This is a genomic window from Streptomyces sp. NPDC005794 (assembly GCF_042871445.1).
Taxonomy (GTDB): domain Bacteria; phylum Actinomycetota; class Actinomycetes; order Streptomycetales; family Streptomycetaceae; genus Streptomyces.
Genome location: NZ_JBIAIN010000018.1, coordinates 70,813 through 86,793, shown reverse-complemented (window position 1 = coordinate 86,793; position 15,981 = coordinate 70,813). Strand labels below are relative to the sequence as shown.

Below are 15,981 nucleotides of genomic sequence, written 5' to 3'. Positions count from 1 at the left end.
TCAGGACGTCTGCACCCGCGCGTTCGCGGCGAGCAGGGACGTCGGCGGCAGCCGGATGCCCTCCGTCTTCGGCAGGGCCGGGACGGGCGGGACAGCGGTGGCGCCCGCGGTGGCGGCGTCGGGGAACTGCGGCTGCGAAGCAGGCGCCGCGACCGCGGTGAACGGGATGCCACCGGGTGCCTTCGGCACCACCCACGTGCCGTCCGGCGAGGGCGGCCCGGCCGGAAGGGGGCAGGCCGCAGTCGTCGCGAGCCGGGCGGGCACGGTGGTGCGCAGGTCATTGCCGTGCAGGCAGTTGCCCCGTCCCCGCGTGGCGGTGGGGAACGTCCAGCCGACGTCAAGTCCGTTGCCGGTGAAGGTGTTGTCCACGATCTGGTTGCCGACCGGAGGTATGTCGACGGTTGCGGTGATCACCAGCCCGGCGTTGCGGTTGCCGGCGATGCGGTTGCGGATGAACCGGTTGTCGCTGCCGCCGTCGACGCCGATGCCGATGCCCCACCCGCCGTCGGCCTGCTCCGGGGTGGCCGTCTGCTGGTTGGCGGCGATCAGATTACCCGCGATGACGGAGCCCTTCTGCGGGAGCAGTTTCTCCTGGTGGTCGGAGTTGGTGGTCAGGCCGACCCGGTTGCCGACCAGGCGGTTGCCGACCACGTACATGTCCTCGCTGGCGTTGGTGCCTTCGTAACCGACCGCGTTGAGTTCGGCGACGTTGTCCCGCACCACGATGTTGCAGGGCTTGCACTGGCCGACATAGATCCCCGAGTCGGCGCTGCCCGACGCGTACGAGTGCGCGATGACACCGTTCTGGGCGGAGAATGCGTAGATGCCGTACAGACCGTTGCGGGTCGCGGTCACGTGGGAAACCAGGAACGACTTCAGGAAGGTGACGGGCTCGTCGCCGGTGTCGTAGCCGCCGCTTCCTCCCGGCAGGCCGGCGGCCGCCTTCGCCGAACCGGTGACCAGGACCCCGTTCTGCGTGTTGTTCTCCACGGTCAGGTTCTCCACGGCCACCCCGGGCGCCGAGACGACGACGCCGTTCGGCTGCTGCAACCGCCCGTCGATGACGACCTTGTCCCGGGACTCACCACGAAGAGTCACGCGAGGCGTGGAGACCTTCACCGATTCGTGGTACACGCCCGGCGCGACCAGCACCAGGTCACCGGGGTGAGCGAGAGACACCGCGTCCGAGATGCTCGGGGCGTCAGCCGGCACTCTGATCGTCACATGGGCGCCGGGCGGTCGCCGGCCGCGGTTCGACCCGTCATCGCCGGGCCCGCAGCCCACCAGTACACATGGCAGTGTGCTCAATAACGCGACCATCACGCGAAGACGGAGACGAGGCATGGCCTCATCCTGGCATGAAGTCATCCGGGCATGAAAGCCGCCCAATTCGCCGCCGCCAGAACGGATATGGCATTCTTCACACCGTGAGCCGAGCCGAGTCCCATCTGTCACGCCGCGCGTTCATCGGCGCCACCGGGGCCGTGGCGGCCACAGGGCTCACCGTCGGGTGCGAATCGCCTGCAACTCAGCCAAGCCGCCCCCCTTCCTCCGCACGGGTGTCGCCGGTCGGCCGCTATCAAGCAGGCATCACGCTCCCCCACCCGGCCCAGCCGAACCTCCTGGCGGTGGTGGCCGAACTCGGCGACGGCGTGGCCGTCGGCCCGCTGCTGGCCGAACTCGGCCAGGCCATTCGCACGCTCACCGCGGGGACCGATCCACGGCTGCTGGGCCTGCCGCCGGGCGATCTCACCGTGACGATCGGAGTGGGCCCACGCCTGGTGCGCATGGCCGATCCCTCCCTGCCCGGCGCGGCGGACCTCCCCCAGTTCTCCCGCGAGCAGATCGCTTCCCAGGCGCGCGGCGGCGACCTGTTGATACAGATCTGCGCCAGCGACGCCCTGCTGTTACCGGTCGTCACCGCCGCGCTCCTGGCGCAGACCGGTGGCCGGATGCGCGAACGCTGGCGCCAGTCCGGACGCCGCGGTACGAACGTCCCCGTGCATCAGGGGCTTTCCGCGCCACGAAGCCCGCTCGGTTTCATCGACGGCATCGTGGGACCGCACACGGCGGCCCAACAACAACGCCACCTGTGGCTGGCCGGGCCGGCTCCGGTCGCCGGCGGCACCCTTGCCGTACTACGGCGCATGAAACTCGACCTGCCGCGGTTCGCCGCGCTCTCCGTCGCCGACCAGGAGGCGGTCTTCGGTCGACGCCGAGCCACCGGCGTGCCTCTCTCCGGCGGCACCATCGCCTCGGACCTGAACCTCGGCGCCAAAACACCGGACGGTCGCTACCTCATTCCGGCAGACGCCCACGTCCGCCGGGCCAACCCCAACATGGTCGGCGTCGGCCTCATGCTCCGCCGCTCCTACAGCACCGACGAGCCCACGCCCGGCCTGCTCTTCATCAGCTTCCAGAACGACTTACGCACATTCACCAACACTCTTGCTCATATGGATGATTCCGACGCACTGCTGCGATTCACCACCACCACCGCCAGCGCAACCTTCCTCATCCTCCCCGGCTTCGACGAGCAGCACCCGCTCGGCGCCCAGATGTTCCACTGAACAGGTCAACGAGGATGCTGTGGCCGTTCGGCTACCCGCCGATCCTCGTCGTGCCCCTGCGCGCCGCGGTCCCGACGGAGAACTGCAGCTTCCGGTGGGCGGCCGCCCGAGCCGGCTGACGATCGGCGGGCGTGCCAGGACTGGTCGGAACGCCAGGGCGGCGGTGGACGGATCCGGGCCAGTAGCGTGCCCGGCAGGATGGTCAGTAAGTGAGCGGGCCCACACTGATGCTGGGCACCGGCATGCCGTTCTCGTCCTCGTCCGCCTCGGCGTCGGACGGGTCGAGGTCGACTTCGACGCCTGCCGGTTCGAGCGCGTCCCGGACACGCTGTCTCATCGACTCGCTCAGGTAGTTGTGGTGCAGGTTGAGCTTCCTGAGATGGGTCAGCGGCTGCCCGCTGAGCAGCGCCTCGGCGCCGGTGTCGGTCAAAGAGGCGCACATCCCCGCCCAGAGCGGCTACACCACTCCACGGGACGCCGACGTGATACCTACGTCGCCCTCGACTCCGGTGCCCGACGGCATCGGTCCCGGTGACCGGAGGGCCTCCACGCGTTGCGTGCCGGGACAGAGGCGGATCCCGCGCCGTGCGGGCCGACACCTGACAAACGTCATCTCTTCCTGTGCACGAGCTCGTTCCACAGGAGGATGGATGGCCGGTGTGGCGCGCAGAGGATGGGAGCTCTGCCACACACACCTGATGAGACGGGACCCGTCCATGCCCAACAGCACCCACCCGAACCCTCACCCCGGCCACCGGAGAGTGCGCCTGGCCGCCGTGGCATCGGCGGCGCTGCTGTCGCTCGTGGTCGGCGCGCTTCCGGCCGGCGCCGCGGCCCCGCTGTCGCCCTCCGCCACCACATCTGCCGTCTCCACCACGTCCGACCTCGACCGGAACGCGCTGCGCGCCTCCCTCGACGCCTTCCACCAGGCGGGAATGTACGGGGCCTATTCAGCGGTCAGGGACGGCTCCGAGCAGTGGCGCGGAGCGACAGGCGTCGCCGACATCGAGACCGGACGGCCGATGCACCCGGACTACGAGCACCGGGTCGGCAGCATCACCAAGACCTTCACCTCGGTGGCAGTCCTCCAGCAGGTGGCCAAGGGCCGGATCGGCCTGGACGCCCCCATCGGCGACTACCTCCCGGAGGTGGTGCCGGGTGAGCGGGGCCGCCAGGTGACGGTGCGGATGCTGCTGAACCACACGAGCGGCATAGCGGACTACATACTGCCTGCTTTCCCCAAGCTGGCTACCGACCCGGGGCCGGCCCTGGACGAAGGCCGTTTCCGCCGGCTGGCCCCTGAGGAGCTGGTCCGCCTCGGCCTGGCCGCCGAGCCGCCGGCGCCCCGTGGCACGCACTCGTACGCGAACACCAACTACATCATCGCCGGGCTGCTGCTGGAGAAGGTCACGGGCCAGGACCCGGAGGCGTACATCACCAGGAACGTCATTCGTAAGGCCGGACTGCGGCACACGTACTTTCCGCGCTCCGCCCGCATATCGGGGCCGCACGCCAAGATGTACGAGTCGTTCTACGGATTCATAGAACCGGCACGTGACTACAGCGTCTACAACATGTCGTGGGCCGGGACAGCCGGTGCGATGGTCTCCACGATGAACGACCTCAACGACTTCTACCGCCGGCTCCTGAGCGGGAAGCTGCTCGGCGCGGCGGAGCTGCGGGAGATGAAGACGACGGTTCCCGCGTACGAGCCGGCTCCGGGACAGGAGGTGGCGATGCGGTACGGCCTGGGCCTGTACACCCTCAAGATGCCCAGCGGCGGCTGGTACTGGGGCCACGACGGTGGCGTGTTCGGAGCGGGGACCTGGGCGCTGTCCACAGAGGACGGGCGCCGCCAGGCCGCGATCGGCTACAACCTGATGAAGTACGAGCGGTTCGGCGAGGACGGCCGGCCGCTGCCGGACCCGATCGGCAACGCGCTGTTCGGATACATGGACGGCGCACTGAGCGGCGCCCCGGCCGAGCGGGCCCACGGCACATCGCCGGTGCCCCAGCGCCTGGTCGCCCCCGAGCAGCTGCGACGCTAGCCTCGCCGGCTTGTACGGGCGTTGTACGGGCGTTGTACGGGTCGGGGCCGTGACGTGGGAACGGCCCCCGCTGTTGAGCCATGTCCAGTCGCAGTGGGTGACCGGAAGGGCGTGAGGGCAGTGCGGGAGACGCGGAACGGGCGCGCGACGACGGTGAAGGCCAAGGAGGACAGCGACCTGCCGGGGGTGTGGGTGGCGTACGGGACGCTGCTCCAGCACCTGCGTAAGCGGGCCGGGTTGAACCAGCAGGCGCTGGGTGAAGCCATCGGCTACTCGCTGGAGCAGGTCGCCTCGGTCGAGCAGGGGCGGCGGGCCGCGAAGGTGACGTTCACGGTCGCGGCGGAACGGGTGCTGGGTGCGGGGGGTGTCCTGGACGTGCTCCAGGGCGAGGTGGACCGGGCGAAGCTCCCACGCTTCTTCCGGAACTTCGCGCTCATCGAGGCGGAGGTGCTGAGCCGCTTCTCCTACGACCCCCTGCTGGTGCCGGGGCTGTTGCAGACGGAGGCGTACGCACGGGCGGTGTTCGCCGGCCACTGCCCGCCGTTCAGCGAGGAGATCGTGGATCAGCACACCGAGGCGCGGCTGGGTCGCCAGAGACTGCTGACGCGGGATCCGTTGGCGGAGCTGTCCTTCATCATCGGGGAGGAGGCGTTGCGGAACCCGGTGGGCGGGGTCGAGGTGATGCGTGAGCAGTGGCAACACCTGCTGAAGATGGGGACCTTGCGCAACGTGGAGGTCCAGGTGATGCCCACAGGAGGCGGCTTCCATACCGGCTTGGACGGTCCGTTCGTTCTGATCGAAACGAGCGAGCTCCGGCGCCTTGGATACATCGAGTCTCAGGAGATCGGGTGCATCGTCAGCGATCCGGCGGACGTCAGCGGCTTCGCACTGCGATATGGCAAGCTGCGAGCGCAGGCACTGAACGCCCAGGAGTCTGCGCGGCTCATCGAACAGCTGGTGGGAGAGACATGAGCATGGAGCAGGTAACCGGGAACGTGGACGAGCTGCGCTGGTTCAAGAGCAGCTACAGCGGATCGGGCGGCGGCGACTGCGTGGAGGTGGCTGCCGGCCACGGAGCGATCTACGTGCGGGACTCGAAGGTCGCGGGCAGCGGGCCTGTGCTGCGGGTCGGCCCTGGCCAGTGGGCGGCGTTCGTGTCGCTTGCACGGGGGTAGTTCCGACGAGACGTCCCGCACGGAACCAACGGGCTTGTCCGCATCATGTGAGGTGATGCGGACAAGCCCGTCGTCATGCAGAAGGCTCAGCAGGGAGCGTCCTCGGCGCCTTCATCGAGATCTGCGCCGCCCCATGCTGCCAACTGCTCCGCGCAGCACCCCTCTGGAGCGAATGCATCCATATTCCCAAGCCTCCACATTTCCTGCACGGCGAAATCACGAGTCTGACCTGTGAACAAAGTCAATGACCGTAGTAGCCTGCCAGGATTCAGGCCGCCAGGACGCCGACCCTCCCGGCCCGACAGGACCCGGAGGCCCTCGCATGCGTACAACCGACGCCGTACCCGTCAGTCTCGCCGAGATCGCCCGGATCGCGGGCGTGGGGCGTGCGGCGGTCAGCAACTGGCGCCGGCGCCATGACTCGTTCCCGTCCCGCATCGGCGGTACGGACGTCAGCCCCCAGTTCTCGCTGTCCGAAGTGGAGCAGTGGCTGCGGGACAACGGCAAGCTCCACGACGTCGCCGGCCGGGAATTCCTGTGGCCCCGGTTCGAAGCGCTCGGCAGCAGGGACGCTTCAGGGCTCGCCGTCGCCGAGGCGGCCCGCCGGATGCTCGCGCCCCGGACTCGTTCCACGCTCCCGGGCCTCACCGACGAGGCACGCGATCTGGCCGGTGACGCCGCCCGGCTCGGGCGGAGCGAAGGACCGCGCGAGACGTTCGAGTTCCTGTTGCAGCGCTGGCTCGACACCCACGTACGCCAGCTGAGCAGCACACCCGCGCAACTGGCGTCCCTCATGGCCAGGATCGCGCTCGGCACCCGGCTCGGTGCAGGCGCCGACGGCCTGACGGTCTTCGATCCGGCGTGCGGCACGGGGCATCTGCTGGTGGCGGCCGCACAGGAGTACACCGGCCCGGGACCGGCCCTGGTGGGATGTGAACGCGATCCGGCGCTCGCCGCCCTCGCCACCGCCCGCCTCGGTTTCGTGACGGAGGACCGGGCCGACGAGCGTACGGAGATCGTGACGGCCGATGCGCTGCGAGCCGATCCGTTCGCAGGGCTGCGGGCCGACATCGCGCTGTGCAACCCACCCTTCAACGAACGTGACTGGGGCTACGAGGAGCTGGCCACCGACCAGCGCTGGACCCATGGGCTGCCGCCGCGCACCGAGCCGGAGCTGGCCTGGGTCCAGCACCTGCTGACACACCTGCGGCCCGGCGGCACCGCCGTGGTCGTCCTCCCCCCGGCCGTCGCGTCACGCAAGGCGGGCCGCCGCATCCGGGGGTCCCTGCTGCGTACGGGAATGCTGCGGGCGGTCATCGCCCTGCCGCCGGGCTGCGCGCAGCCGCACAGCGTCTCGCTCCAGCTGTGGGTCCTGCGAGCGGCTCCCGACGGCCCCGCCTCCGCGGGCCCGGTCACCCAGAACGCCCTTCTGATCGACGCGACCCGGTCGGGCGAGCCGGGGGCACGTGAACAGGGCCCCGACTGGGTCCCGCTGACGGACTTCGTCCTGTCCGCCGTGTCACAGCTCGACGCACCGGAGGGTGACCTTCCGGACGGAGCCGTACGGATCCCGCTCATCGACCTGCTGGACGACGAGGTGGACGTCACACCGGGCCGCCACACCTCTGCGGGGGGTGACCCGTCGGACGTCGAACTAGCGGACTTGTGGGGTGAGTTGACCGGATCTCTCGGTCAACTGACCGAACTGGCGGAGCACCTGTCGAAGCTGGGGCTCTCGACCGGGGACCCCTGCACGACGGCCACCGTCGGCGACCTCGTCAAGGCCGGAGCCCTCACTCTGCGCACCGGTCAGCAGCCCGCTGAGACCGTGGCGTCGACATCCCCCCACGACACCGGCATGCCGCTGCTCACCGTCCCCGACCTGCTGATGAGCGGCGCCCCGAGCGCTCGGGTGGCCCCCGAAGCCGCCGGGACGGTGGCCGAGGAGGGGGATGTCGTGGTCGCCGGTGTGGTCCGCGCGTTCAGGGCGTGGGTGCACGAAGGTCCGCCGATCGCCCTGGGGCCTCAGCTCCACGTCCTGCGCGTGGAGCCCGCGAAACTGAGCGCCCACTTCCTGGCCGGCTGCCTGCGCGCCCCGTCCAACGGCCGTCAGGCCGGCACACACGCCTCGAGTTCGTCCCGCGTGGACATCAGGCGCCTGCACGTGCTGCAACTGCCTCCGGAGGAGCAAGCCGGTTACGTGGAGGCGTTCCGCCGCCTCACCGCCTTCAGGCAGTTGCTGAGAAGAACGGACGTGCTCGGCGAGCAGCTCGCGGACGACATCAGCGACCGGCTCGCGGCGGGCGGACTGGCCACTGGAAGGTAGTCACGGCCCCGCCGGTGTGCGCGGGCGAGCCCGCCCCCTCGGGTGAGGGGGCGGGCTCGCCGGTTCGCCGGAACCGAAGGGAGACCGGAGGTCAGCCGATCTCGGCGCCGTATGCCGCCAGCGCCTCGGGCACCGGCTGGAAGAACGTCTCGCCACCGGACGAGCAGTCGCCGCTGCCGCCCGAGGTCAGACCGATCGCGGTGTCGCCCGAGAAGAGCGAGCCGCCGCTGTCGCCGGGCTCGGCGCAGACCGTGGTCTGGATGAGGCCGTTGACGATGTCGCCGTTGCCGTAGTTGACCGTGGCGTCCAGGGCGGTGACCTCACCGTCGTGGACCTGGGTGGTGGAGCCGCTGCGGGTCACCGACTGGCCGACGGTCGCGTCGCCGGCCTTGGTGATCGCCTGGGTGGAGCCGTCGTAGAGGTCCACCTCACTGGGGTGCTCCACGTCGGACGTGTACTTGACCAGGCCGTAGTCGTTGTCCGGGAAGCTGGAGCCTTCGTTGGCGCCGATCTCCGCGCCGCCCTGCGCGTCGGACCAGCTGGTGATCCCCTCGGTGCAGTGGCCGGCGGTAAGGAAGTACGGCTCGCCGTCCTTGACCACGTTGAAGCCGAGCGAGCAGCGTCCGCCGCCGCCCCAGATGGCTTCACCGCCCGCGATGAGGGGCTTGAACTCCCCTGCGGTCTTCTTCAGTTCGGCCTTGGAGCCGAGTGCCGCGACCACCTTGCCGAGCTTGTCCCAGGCCGCGCCGTCGACCGTGCGGTCGGCCGTGACGACGACCTTGTTGCTGACCGGGTTCACGGCCCAGGAGGTACCGGGGATGGTGGCCTTGTCGGCGAGGGTCTGCCGGGCGTTCGCCAGCTCGGCGAGCGTGTTCTGAACGATTCTGGCCTTGCCGCCCGCCTGGCGGACCTGCTCGGCCGCCGCCTCGTCGATGACGTTGACGACGAGGTGGTCGGCCTTGGCGTCGTAGTACGCGCCCGCCGTGTCGGCGCCCAGAGCCTTGTCCAGGGTGGCGGCGAGATTTCCGGCCGCGTGCGCGCTGAGGGTACGCGGGGTGAACTGGGGCACGTCGTCACTGGCGTTCGCGGTCTGGAACGTGAATCCTGCCGCGACCAGAGCGAGGACTGCCGATCCGGCCAGAGCCGCACGCTTCCTGGGTATGCGTCGGTGCTTCAACTTCGACCTCCTGTGGGGCCGTGCACGGACAAGTGGGGTGTCCGGAGCACGGAGGATGGGGCGCCCACTATTCCGATGCGTCCACTAGCACACAAGGTCGACTTCCGGACGCGCACACGACGACAACGGTTCACCCGCGAGCCGTTCACAAACCGGGCGTCGCCCCACGTCGGTTACGTTCGCGAACACTCGGTGCAACGGGTCGTCGGCAGCGGGTGAGGACTAGTCCTGTCTTGTATCGACCGCTTGGAGTCCGGATGCTGTGCAGGGCACTCCTGAAGCCGAACACCACCGAATGCCCCCGAACGTTCCGAACACCACCGGCTCGTTCCGCCAGGGAGTGCCGGTATCGCTCCCGATGGGTCATCATCGAACAGGCGGTACACGCTGGGCACTTGATGCCCGGACCGGGCGGAGCGACCGAACGGAGGAACGGCGTGCGGAGTCAGGTGCGCATGGCGGACGGACGGCATCTGATGGTCGAGCGTCAGGGGGACCCCCGCGGCAGACCGGTGTTCCTCCTCCACGGGATGCCGGGCAGCCGGCTGGGTCCCGCTCCACGCGGGATGGTCCTCTACCAGCGGAACATGCAGCTGATCGCCTACGACCGTCCGGGGTACGGCGGCTCCGACCGGCTCAAAGGGCGTCGGGTGAGGGACGTCGCCGAGGACGTACGGACGATCGCCGACTCGCTCGGCCTGGAGCGCTTCGCCGTGGTCGGCCGCTCGGGCGGCGCTCCGCACGCTCTGGCCTGCGCCGCGCTGATGCCGGACCGGGTCACCCGCACCGCCGCTCTGGTCAGCCTGGCTCCCTGCGACGCCGAAGGACTCGACTGGTTCGACGGGATGGCGGCTTCGAACGTGCTCGCGTACTCCAGGGCGGCGGCGGATCCGGACGGGCTGGCGGAATCCTTCATCAGCCGCTCGGAAGAGATCCGGCAGAACCCGGCCCAGCTCCTGGACGACCTGCGCCGGGAGCTGACCGACTCCGACCGTATGGTGGTCAACGACGCCGGGATCCGTACGATGCTGCTCGCCAACTTCCGCGAGGGGCTGCGCACGTCGGCGTACGGCTGGATCGACGACGTGATCGCGTTCTCCCGGCCGTGGGGGTTCGACCCCGCCGACATCACATGTCCTGTGATGCTGTGGCACGGCGTGAAGGACGTGTTCTCACCCGTGGGCCACTCCCGCTGGCTGGCGGGGCAGATCCCGGGCGCCACCACCGTGCTGGAACCGACGGCGGCACACTTCGACGCCCTGTCCGTGCTGCCCGAGGTGCTCAACTGGCTGCTGGACGAACGGGAAGCGGCGGTCTGCTGATCACGGAAGGTGCTCCGGGTTCCGGATTTCCGGAACCCGGAGCCCTCCGGCTCACACCGCCATCGGCTCCAGCTCGCGCCGGAACCTCCGCTCGTCCCGCGCTATCCGGGTCATCGGGTGATCGTCACCGAGCTGTCGTGCCAGCTCGTCGCCCGTCTCCGCCCGCAGCCTGATCGCCTCGTCCTCGCGCCCCATCGCGTCGAGCGTCACCGCGAGGTTCGACGTCATGGCCAGGGTCTCCGGGTGGTGTGCCCCGAGAACCTCCCTGAGCTGACCGGCCACCGTGCGCTCCGTCTCCAGCACGATCTCGAGCCCGCCCCGGTCGGCCGTGGCATTGGCCAGGTTCATCACGCTGAACAGCGTGTTCGGGTGCTCCGGTCCGAACACCTCGCGCATGGAGGCGACCACCCGCGTCAGCAGCTTCTCCGCCTCCAGTGGTGCACCGCTCCCCGAGAGATAGACGCCGAGATTGTTCTGCGCGGCCAGGGTGTACGGATGCTGCTCCCCCGGCACGTTCATGTACTGGTCCACCACCTCCTGGGCGGTGTCCCTGGCCTCGACGGCCTCCCCCGCGGCGAACAGGTCGGCCGCCATGTTGAGGTCGCACGCCAGTGACTCGGGGTTGGCCGCGGTGTACTTGGCCCGGTACCTGGCCCGCGTGGCCACCGTCAGCCTGCGCGCGTCCTCCAGCTGCCCCGCCCTGCGCAGCGAGACCGCGAGACTCTTCGCGGCGCTGAGCGTGGTGGGATAGGTCCGGCCGAGGGTGGCCTTGAAGCTGTCGTACGTCCGGCTGAGCAGGCCGACCGAGTCCTCGTACCGCCCCACCTCACGCAGGTCGCGGGCCAGACACATGGCGGAGGACAGGCTGTACGGATGCTCGGGACCCAGCACCTCGGACCGCAGGTCGTAGACGTCCTGGTCGATCTCCCTGGCACGGGCGTACTGCCCGACGCTCCGCAGGTTCAGCGCCAGGTTGTTCGCCGCGGCCAGTGTCCGGGGATGCCTGTCGTGGAAGATCTGGCTGAATCCCTCGTGCGCCGCGGTCGCCAGCTCGATCGCCTTTCCGTAGTCACCGAGCAGCCCCAGGTCGATGGCCAGGCTGCTGGTGGTCATGTACGTATGCGGATGCTCCGGCCCCAGCACCTCCCGCTGCCTGCCGAGGGTCACCTCGTCGAGCTCCTTGGCCTCCACATACCGGCCGCGGGTACGCAGGATGTTGGAGAGGTGGAAGCAGAGGTAGAGGTACTGCAGGTCCTTGTTGCCCAGCATGTCCCGCCAGGCGTCACGGAGTTCGTCCCCGAGCCGGCCCGCCGTCCGGACGTCTCCTCGCTTCCACAGGTAGCGCACGCGGTCGATCAGCAGCCTGCGGGTCTCCGGATCCTTGCAGTCGCGCGCGTCCGACGGGCCGAGGTGCGGCCAGATCGTGGCGAAGCGCGGCCAGGTCTCGGGGTTGTCGATCGGCTCGTCGTCATCGGGCCGGGCACCCGCCAGGATGCGGTGGACGACATGCCTGGCCTCGCGCTGCTCCTCCTCGCTGAGCTGTGCCCTGATCACCGCCTGCACCAGACGGTGCACCTGGATGGAGTTCGACACCTGGTCGACCTTGGCGAGGGCGAAGCGGCCGATCTCACGTATGACGCGGCCCAGCACCAGCTTCTCCTGGAGCGAGGCGTCGTACGGCTTCAGTGCCTCGATCATCTCCTTGCTGTAGAGGAGATTCGCGGAGATCGGCTCCGGCGCGAAGAACGCGCAGAGCTGGAGCAGCCGCACCGCGGCCGGCGAACGCTCCTTGAGGCGTTCGATGGAGATGTTCCAGGTGGCCGCGACCGGCTCCGGGTAACCCGCCGGCTGGTTCAGAGCGAGGACCTGGGGGGCCTGGCGGGCCAGTTGTTCCAGGTAGGTGTCGATGGGGGTCGCGGTCTCCGCGATCCACGCAGCCGCCTGTTCGACCGCGAGCGGCAGATCTCCGACGGCGGTGGCCACCTGGGCGGCGTCCTCGTCGCTCAGCCCCGGCGCACGGCGCTGGAGGTGCTCGATCGACTCCTCCCGCAGGAACACGTCGACGGGCAGCGCGTCACCGTGCTGGGACCAGGTCTGGTTCCTGGACGTGACGAGGATGTGGCCCGAGCCGCCCTGCGGGAAGTAGCGGCTCAGACGTTCGGGATCGTCGGCGTTGTCGAACACCAGCAACCAGCGTTCCGAGGGCACACCCCGGCGCAGCAGGTCCACCGCCTCCTGCGAAGCGGCTGCCATGTCGTCGCCCCCCTGGGCGCCGAGCCGTACGGCGAGTTCGGCGAGGCTCGCCACCACGTCGTCGATCTGCTCGGACGATATCCACCACACCAGGTCGTAGTCGGCCATGAAGCGGTGCACGTACTCCAGGGCCACCTGGGTCTTGCCGACGCCGCCGAGGCCGTACAGGGTCTGCGGCTGCGGCAGCACGACGGCCATGCCACCACCGAGTTGGTCACGCATCCGTTCCAGGACCAGGGAGCGGCCGGTGAAGCCGGGGTTGCGGGGTGGCGCGTTCCAGATCCTGGGCACGGTGCCGGGGAAGCGGGGTCCGGGAGACATCCCGTCGCCGAGCTGTACCGGCCGGTCCAGGGCGCGCATGAGGGCCGTGGTGGCATGCACCTCGTCCAGCCGGAACAGGTCGACCGGATTGCGGTCGATGTACGGCGCGGAGAGACGGACGTCGCTGACCCTGAGCGGCAGCAGCTGACGCCGCCCGCCGCCGGGATCCTCGGCGACCGCCCTGTTCCACAGGTCCACGGCCCGCTGCGACTTGAGATAGGCGCTGGAGAGCAGGACGACCGTACGGGTCGCGGTGTCCGCAGCGTGCGTGGCGTCCACGGCTCCCGGGTCGGCGGAGACGTCGCGCGGGACCACCCGGAACCCCGCCCGGGTGAGGGCCGATTCGATCCAGTCCGCCCACATGCGGTTCTCCGCCACATAGCTGAGGAAGAGATCAGCGGGCAGCGCGGGCCTGCGCCGGGTGAACGCGTCGCGGATACGCAGCCGGACCTCCTCACTCACCGGAGGCATCGAAGTGATCTCCTGATGCGTGACGACCGCGGTGAGACGTTCGAACGCGGACAGGAGCGAGTTGCTGAGCCCGGCCTCGTCGCCGAAGGTGGCGAGGGTCTCCTCGTACGCGTAGTACGGGCGGTAGGGAATCTCCACCGCACCCCAGTAGGCGGTGAGTTCGTCACCCGAGAGGTCACGGGGCAGCCGGTCGAACTTCAGCCTGGCCAGTGCCCGGCCGGCGTCGGCCTTCTCCTTCTCGCCCTCGTCGATCCGCATGGGGACGGGGAAGATGGAGATGGGCCGGCCGGTGTAGCGCTCGGCGATCTGCCGGGCGACCGAGGCCGCGCCGTCGATGGACTGGTCGCTGAGGGTGAAGCAGTCGACGAGCACGTCCGGGAGGTGGACGGTGCAGATGTCGGCGATGTCGCTGAGGCCCGTACGGCTGTCGATGAGGACGTAGTCGTAGTTGGCCTTCATGTCGTCCCGCAGGGCGTCGAAGAAGTGGCCGCCGCCGAGCCGGTCGTAGAAGTTGTCCCAGTCGAAGGTGGAGACGGTCGCGGAATACTCGCGGTTCTGCCGTCCGGCGGACACGAAGTCGAGGGTGCCGCCCCGCGGGAACTCCCAGCCGAGCTGGCCGGGCGTGAGCGAGACGGCGTGCGGCTGGATACGGGCGTAGTCGCGGTGCCAGTCGTCGGCCCGCTGGGCGGGGTTGGTCGCGGCCCAGGCGTATTCGGTGATCAGATCGATCACGCCGGTGGTGGCACCGAGCGTCGAGGGGTCGAGGAAGGGGTGGAAGAACCGGTGGAGCCCCGGGGCTTCCAGGTCCCAGTCGACGGCCAGCACCCGTTTGCCGTTGGCGGCGAGGATCCAGGCGGTGTTGGCCAGGGCCATGGTGCGCCCCGTGCCGCCCTTGTACGAGTAGAAAGTGACGATGCGCCCGTCACGACCGGCTGTCATACGTCCTCCGCATCCGTCGCAGGGTCGTGCATGTCGGGTATGAACTGTGTGCTGCCCATGGGCCCCATCAGTCGCGTCCGTTCACTGTGCCGTCCACCGGCCGGTGGATAGACCGTGGCATGCCTCAGATACTGCTGGGCGGCCACCTCGACCACTTGGGGCAGGATCTGGCCGAACGCCTCCATGCTGGGTACCCCCTTGGCCGCGACACGGCAGAAGGCCCGCCCCTGCCGCATCTTGACCGGCATCGTCTGTTCGAGTTTCTGCGTCAGTTCGGCCTCGGCCGCCCTGCTCTGGTGGTCTTCCCTGCACCAGGGGACGACCATGGTCACCCAGGGCCGGTTCTCCCTGTCGAAGGCGGCGAGCCGCCGTCTCAGGTCCTCGTCCTGAAGGGCCCAGCGATCGACCAGGAGGATTTCGGGGGTGCTGGGCGTCTGCTTGCCCTCCTGTTGCCCGGGCTCCTCGTCGAACGACGCGATGACGGCCTGGTAGTTGAGGGACCGCACGAGCTCTTCGGCGACATAGGCCAGTGGTCTGGCAGCGGCCGGATGGTAGGGGTTCCACTCCTGCGGATTGTCGCCGTAGTACTCCGGGTTCCGGCCTTCCGGCAGGTCGTGACGGGTGGGCGCGGCGATGGTGATCCGCATGGGCCTCGGGGCGCCCGCCCCGCTGCCCGGTGCGCCGAATGCACTGGGAATGGTGCGGAAGTCGAGAGGTCTTCCCGAGCCGATCTGCACGGCGTCGGCGACGTGGACGATGCGCTTGGCCAGTTGGTAGACGGCCTGCTCGTAATCCTGGGCGAACAGCGTGAGTTTGATCAGCCCGTAGAGCCCGTCACTGACGTAACGGTCACCGAAGTCCCGGTGATTGAACTGTAACCGTTCGGCGGGTCCTGGCACTTGGCTCGGCTGCACCGGCACCCAGAGCGCGGGCACGATCGCCTCGGCCGGCTGATTCGACCGGGCCCGGTGGTGAATGGCGCGCTGTTCGAAGGCGTACCACTCCTTGCCGCACATCTCGCTGGCGAAGTAGCGCGGCGAGAACAGCGGGACGAAGACCCGGCAGTTGGCCAGGACATTGCCCAGTCTCTCGGACCAGCCCTCGCCGGAGCGTATCTCCCGGTCCATGAAGCCGGCCGGCGATCCAGCGGGGAGATTAGTCATGGCCATCACATGACCGCAGAGATCTTGGAAAAGCCGTTCGACCCACATGTCCGGGTCGGATCCACCGCCGTACCCCGGTGTATGCGCGTAGCTGAGAAAGAAGTACGGCCGATGGTCCGCTCGCTGTTGCGTCATGCGTGCACACGACCCCCGTCCTGTGTGAGCACCCGCGTCCCAGGACAGTGGAGAGGGTGCGAGCGAATTCATCATTCCGGA

General features: G+C 69.2%; 10 protein-coding genes and 1 pseudogene. 6 read left to right on the top strand and 5 right to left on the bottom strand.

The window, feature by feature from the left end; all coding sequences use genetic code 11:
• Positions 1-1,212 (bottom strand): right-handed parallel beta-helix repeat-containing protein, encoded by a 1,212-nt coding sequence (locus tag ACFYQ5_RS26650; RefSeq protein WP_389201093.1) that lies wholly within the window; start codon positions 1,210-1,212, stop codon positions 1-3.
• A 215-nt stretch (positions 1,213-1,427) separates the two neighbouring features.
• Here ACFYQ5_RS26650 and ACFYQ5_RS26645 point away from each other — a divergent pair, with 215 nt between their 5' ends.
• Positions 1,428-2,570: a Dyp-type peroxidase gene (locus ACFYQ5_RS26645; protein ID WP_389201221.1), complete on the top strand. Its 1,143-nt coding sequence runs from the start codon at positions 1,428-1,430 to the stop codon at positions 2,568-2,570.
• Between the two features lie 202 nt (positions 2,571-2,772).
• Here ACFYQ5_RS26645 and ACFYQ5_RS26640 read toward each other — a convergent pair.
• A pseudogene (locus ACFYQ5_RS26640) lies at positions 2,773-3,000 on the bottom strand (leucine-rich repeat domain-containing protein); the annotation flags it as partial.
• Between the two features lie 286 nt (positions 3,001-3,286).
• On the opposite strand from ACFYQ5_RS26640, the gene ACFYQ5_RS26635 reads away from it, so the two are divergent.
• The 4 genes from ACFYQ5_RS26635 (at position 3,287) to ACFYQ5_RS26620 (ending at position 8,119) form a co-directional block, all read left to right on the top strand.
• The gene (locus tag ACFYQ5_RS26635; protein ID WP_389201091.1) at positions 3,287-4,618 is read left to right on the top strand and encodes a serine hydrolase domain-containing protein; all 1,332 of its coding nucleotides are present in this window, start codon (positions 3,287-3,289) and stop codon (positions 4,616-4,618) included.
• A gap of 120 nt (positions 4,619-4,738) precedes the next feature.
• Positions 4,739-5,590, top strand: coding sequence for a helix-turn-helix transcriptional regulator (locus ACFYQ5_RS26630; protein ID WP_389201090.1), 852 nt, complete (start codon positions 4,739-4,741; stop codon positions 5,588-5,590).
• On the top strand, positions 5,587-5,793 hold the full coding sequence (locus tag ACFYQ5_RS26625) for a DUF397 domain-containing protein (protein WP_389201088.1): 207 nt from the start codon (positions 5,587-5,589) through the stop codon (positions 5,791-5,793). Before ACFYQ5_RS26630 ends, ACFYQ5_RS26625 begins: the two co-directional genes overlap by 4 nt.
• 322 nt (positions 5,794-6,115) lie before the next feature.
• Entirely contained in the window at positions 6,116-8,119 is a 2,004-nt protein-coding gene (locus ACFYQ5_RS26620) for an N-6 DNA methylase (RefSeq protein WP_389201086.1), read from the top strand.
• A 91-nt stretch (positions 8,120-8,210) separates the two neighbouring features.
• Here ACFYQ5_RS26620 and ACFYQ5_RS26615 read toward each other — a convergent pair whose 3' ends face one another.
• Complete coding sequence (locus ACFYQ5_RS26615; RefSeq protein WP_389201084.1) at positions 8,211-9,296, bottom strand: S1 family peptidase; 1,086 nt, start codon at positions 9,294-9,296, stop codon at positions 8,211-8,213.
• Between the two features lie 455 nt (positions 9,297-9,751).
• On the opposite strand from ACFYQ5_RS26615, the gene ACFYQ5_RS26610 reads away from it, so the two are divergent.
• Entirely contained in the window at positions 9,752-10,618 is an 867-nt protein-coding gene (locus ACFYQ5_RS26610) for an alpha/beta fold hydrolase (RefSeq protein ID WP_389201082.1), read from the top strand.
• 51 nt (positions 10,619-10,669) lie between these two features.
• Here ACFYQ5_RS26610 and fxsT read toward each other — a convergent pair whose 3' ends face one another.
• Positions 10,670-14,602: an FxSxx-COOH system tetratricopeptide repeat protein gene (fxsT, locus tag ACFYQ5_RS26605; protein ID WP_389201080.1), complete on the bottom strand. Its 3,933-nt coding sequence runs from the start codon at positions 14,600-14,602 to the stop codon at positions 10,670-10,672.
• Entirely contained in the window at positions 14,599-15,900 is a 1,302-nt protein-coding gene (gene fsxC / locus ACFYQ5_RS26600; protein WP_389201079.1) for an FxsC protein, read from the bottom strand. Before fsxC ends, fxsT begins: the two co-directional genes overlap by 4 nt.
• Between the last annotated feature and the right edge of the window lie 81 nt (positions 15,901-15,981).

Coding starts and splice junctions, on each gene's coding strand:
- ACFYQ5_RS26620 (WP_389201086.1), top strand. CDS start 6,116: ATGCGTACAACCGACGCCGTACCCGTCAGTCTCGCCGAGATCGCCCGG.
- fxsT (WP_389201080.1), bottom strand. CDS start 14,602: ATGACAGCCGGTCGTGACGGGCGCATCGTCACTTTCTACTCGTACAAG.
- ACFYQ5_RS26625 (WP_389201088.1), top strand. CDS start 5,587: ATGAGCATGGAGCAGGTAACCGGGAACGTGGACGAGCTGCGCTGGTTC.
- fsxC (WP_389201079.1), bottom strand. CDS start 15,900: ATGACGCAACAGCGAGCGGACCATCGGCCGTACTTCTTTCTCAGCTAC.
- ACFYQ5_RS26635 (WP_389201091.1), top strand. CDS start 3,287: ATGCCCAACAGCACCCACCCGAACCCTCACCCCGGCCACCGGAGAGTG.
- ACFYQ5_RS26610 (WP_389201082.1), top strand. CDS start 9,752: ATGGCGGACGGACGGCATCTGATGGTCGAGCGTCAGGGGGACCCCCGC.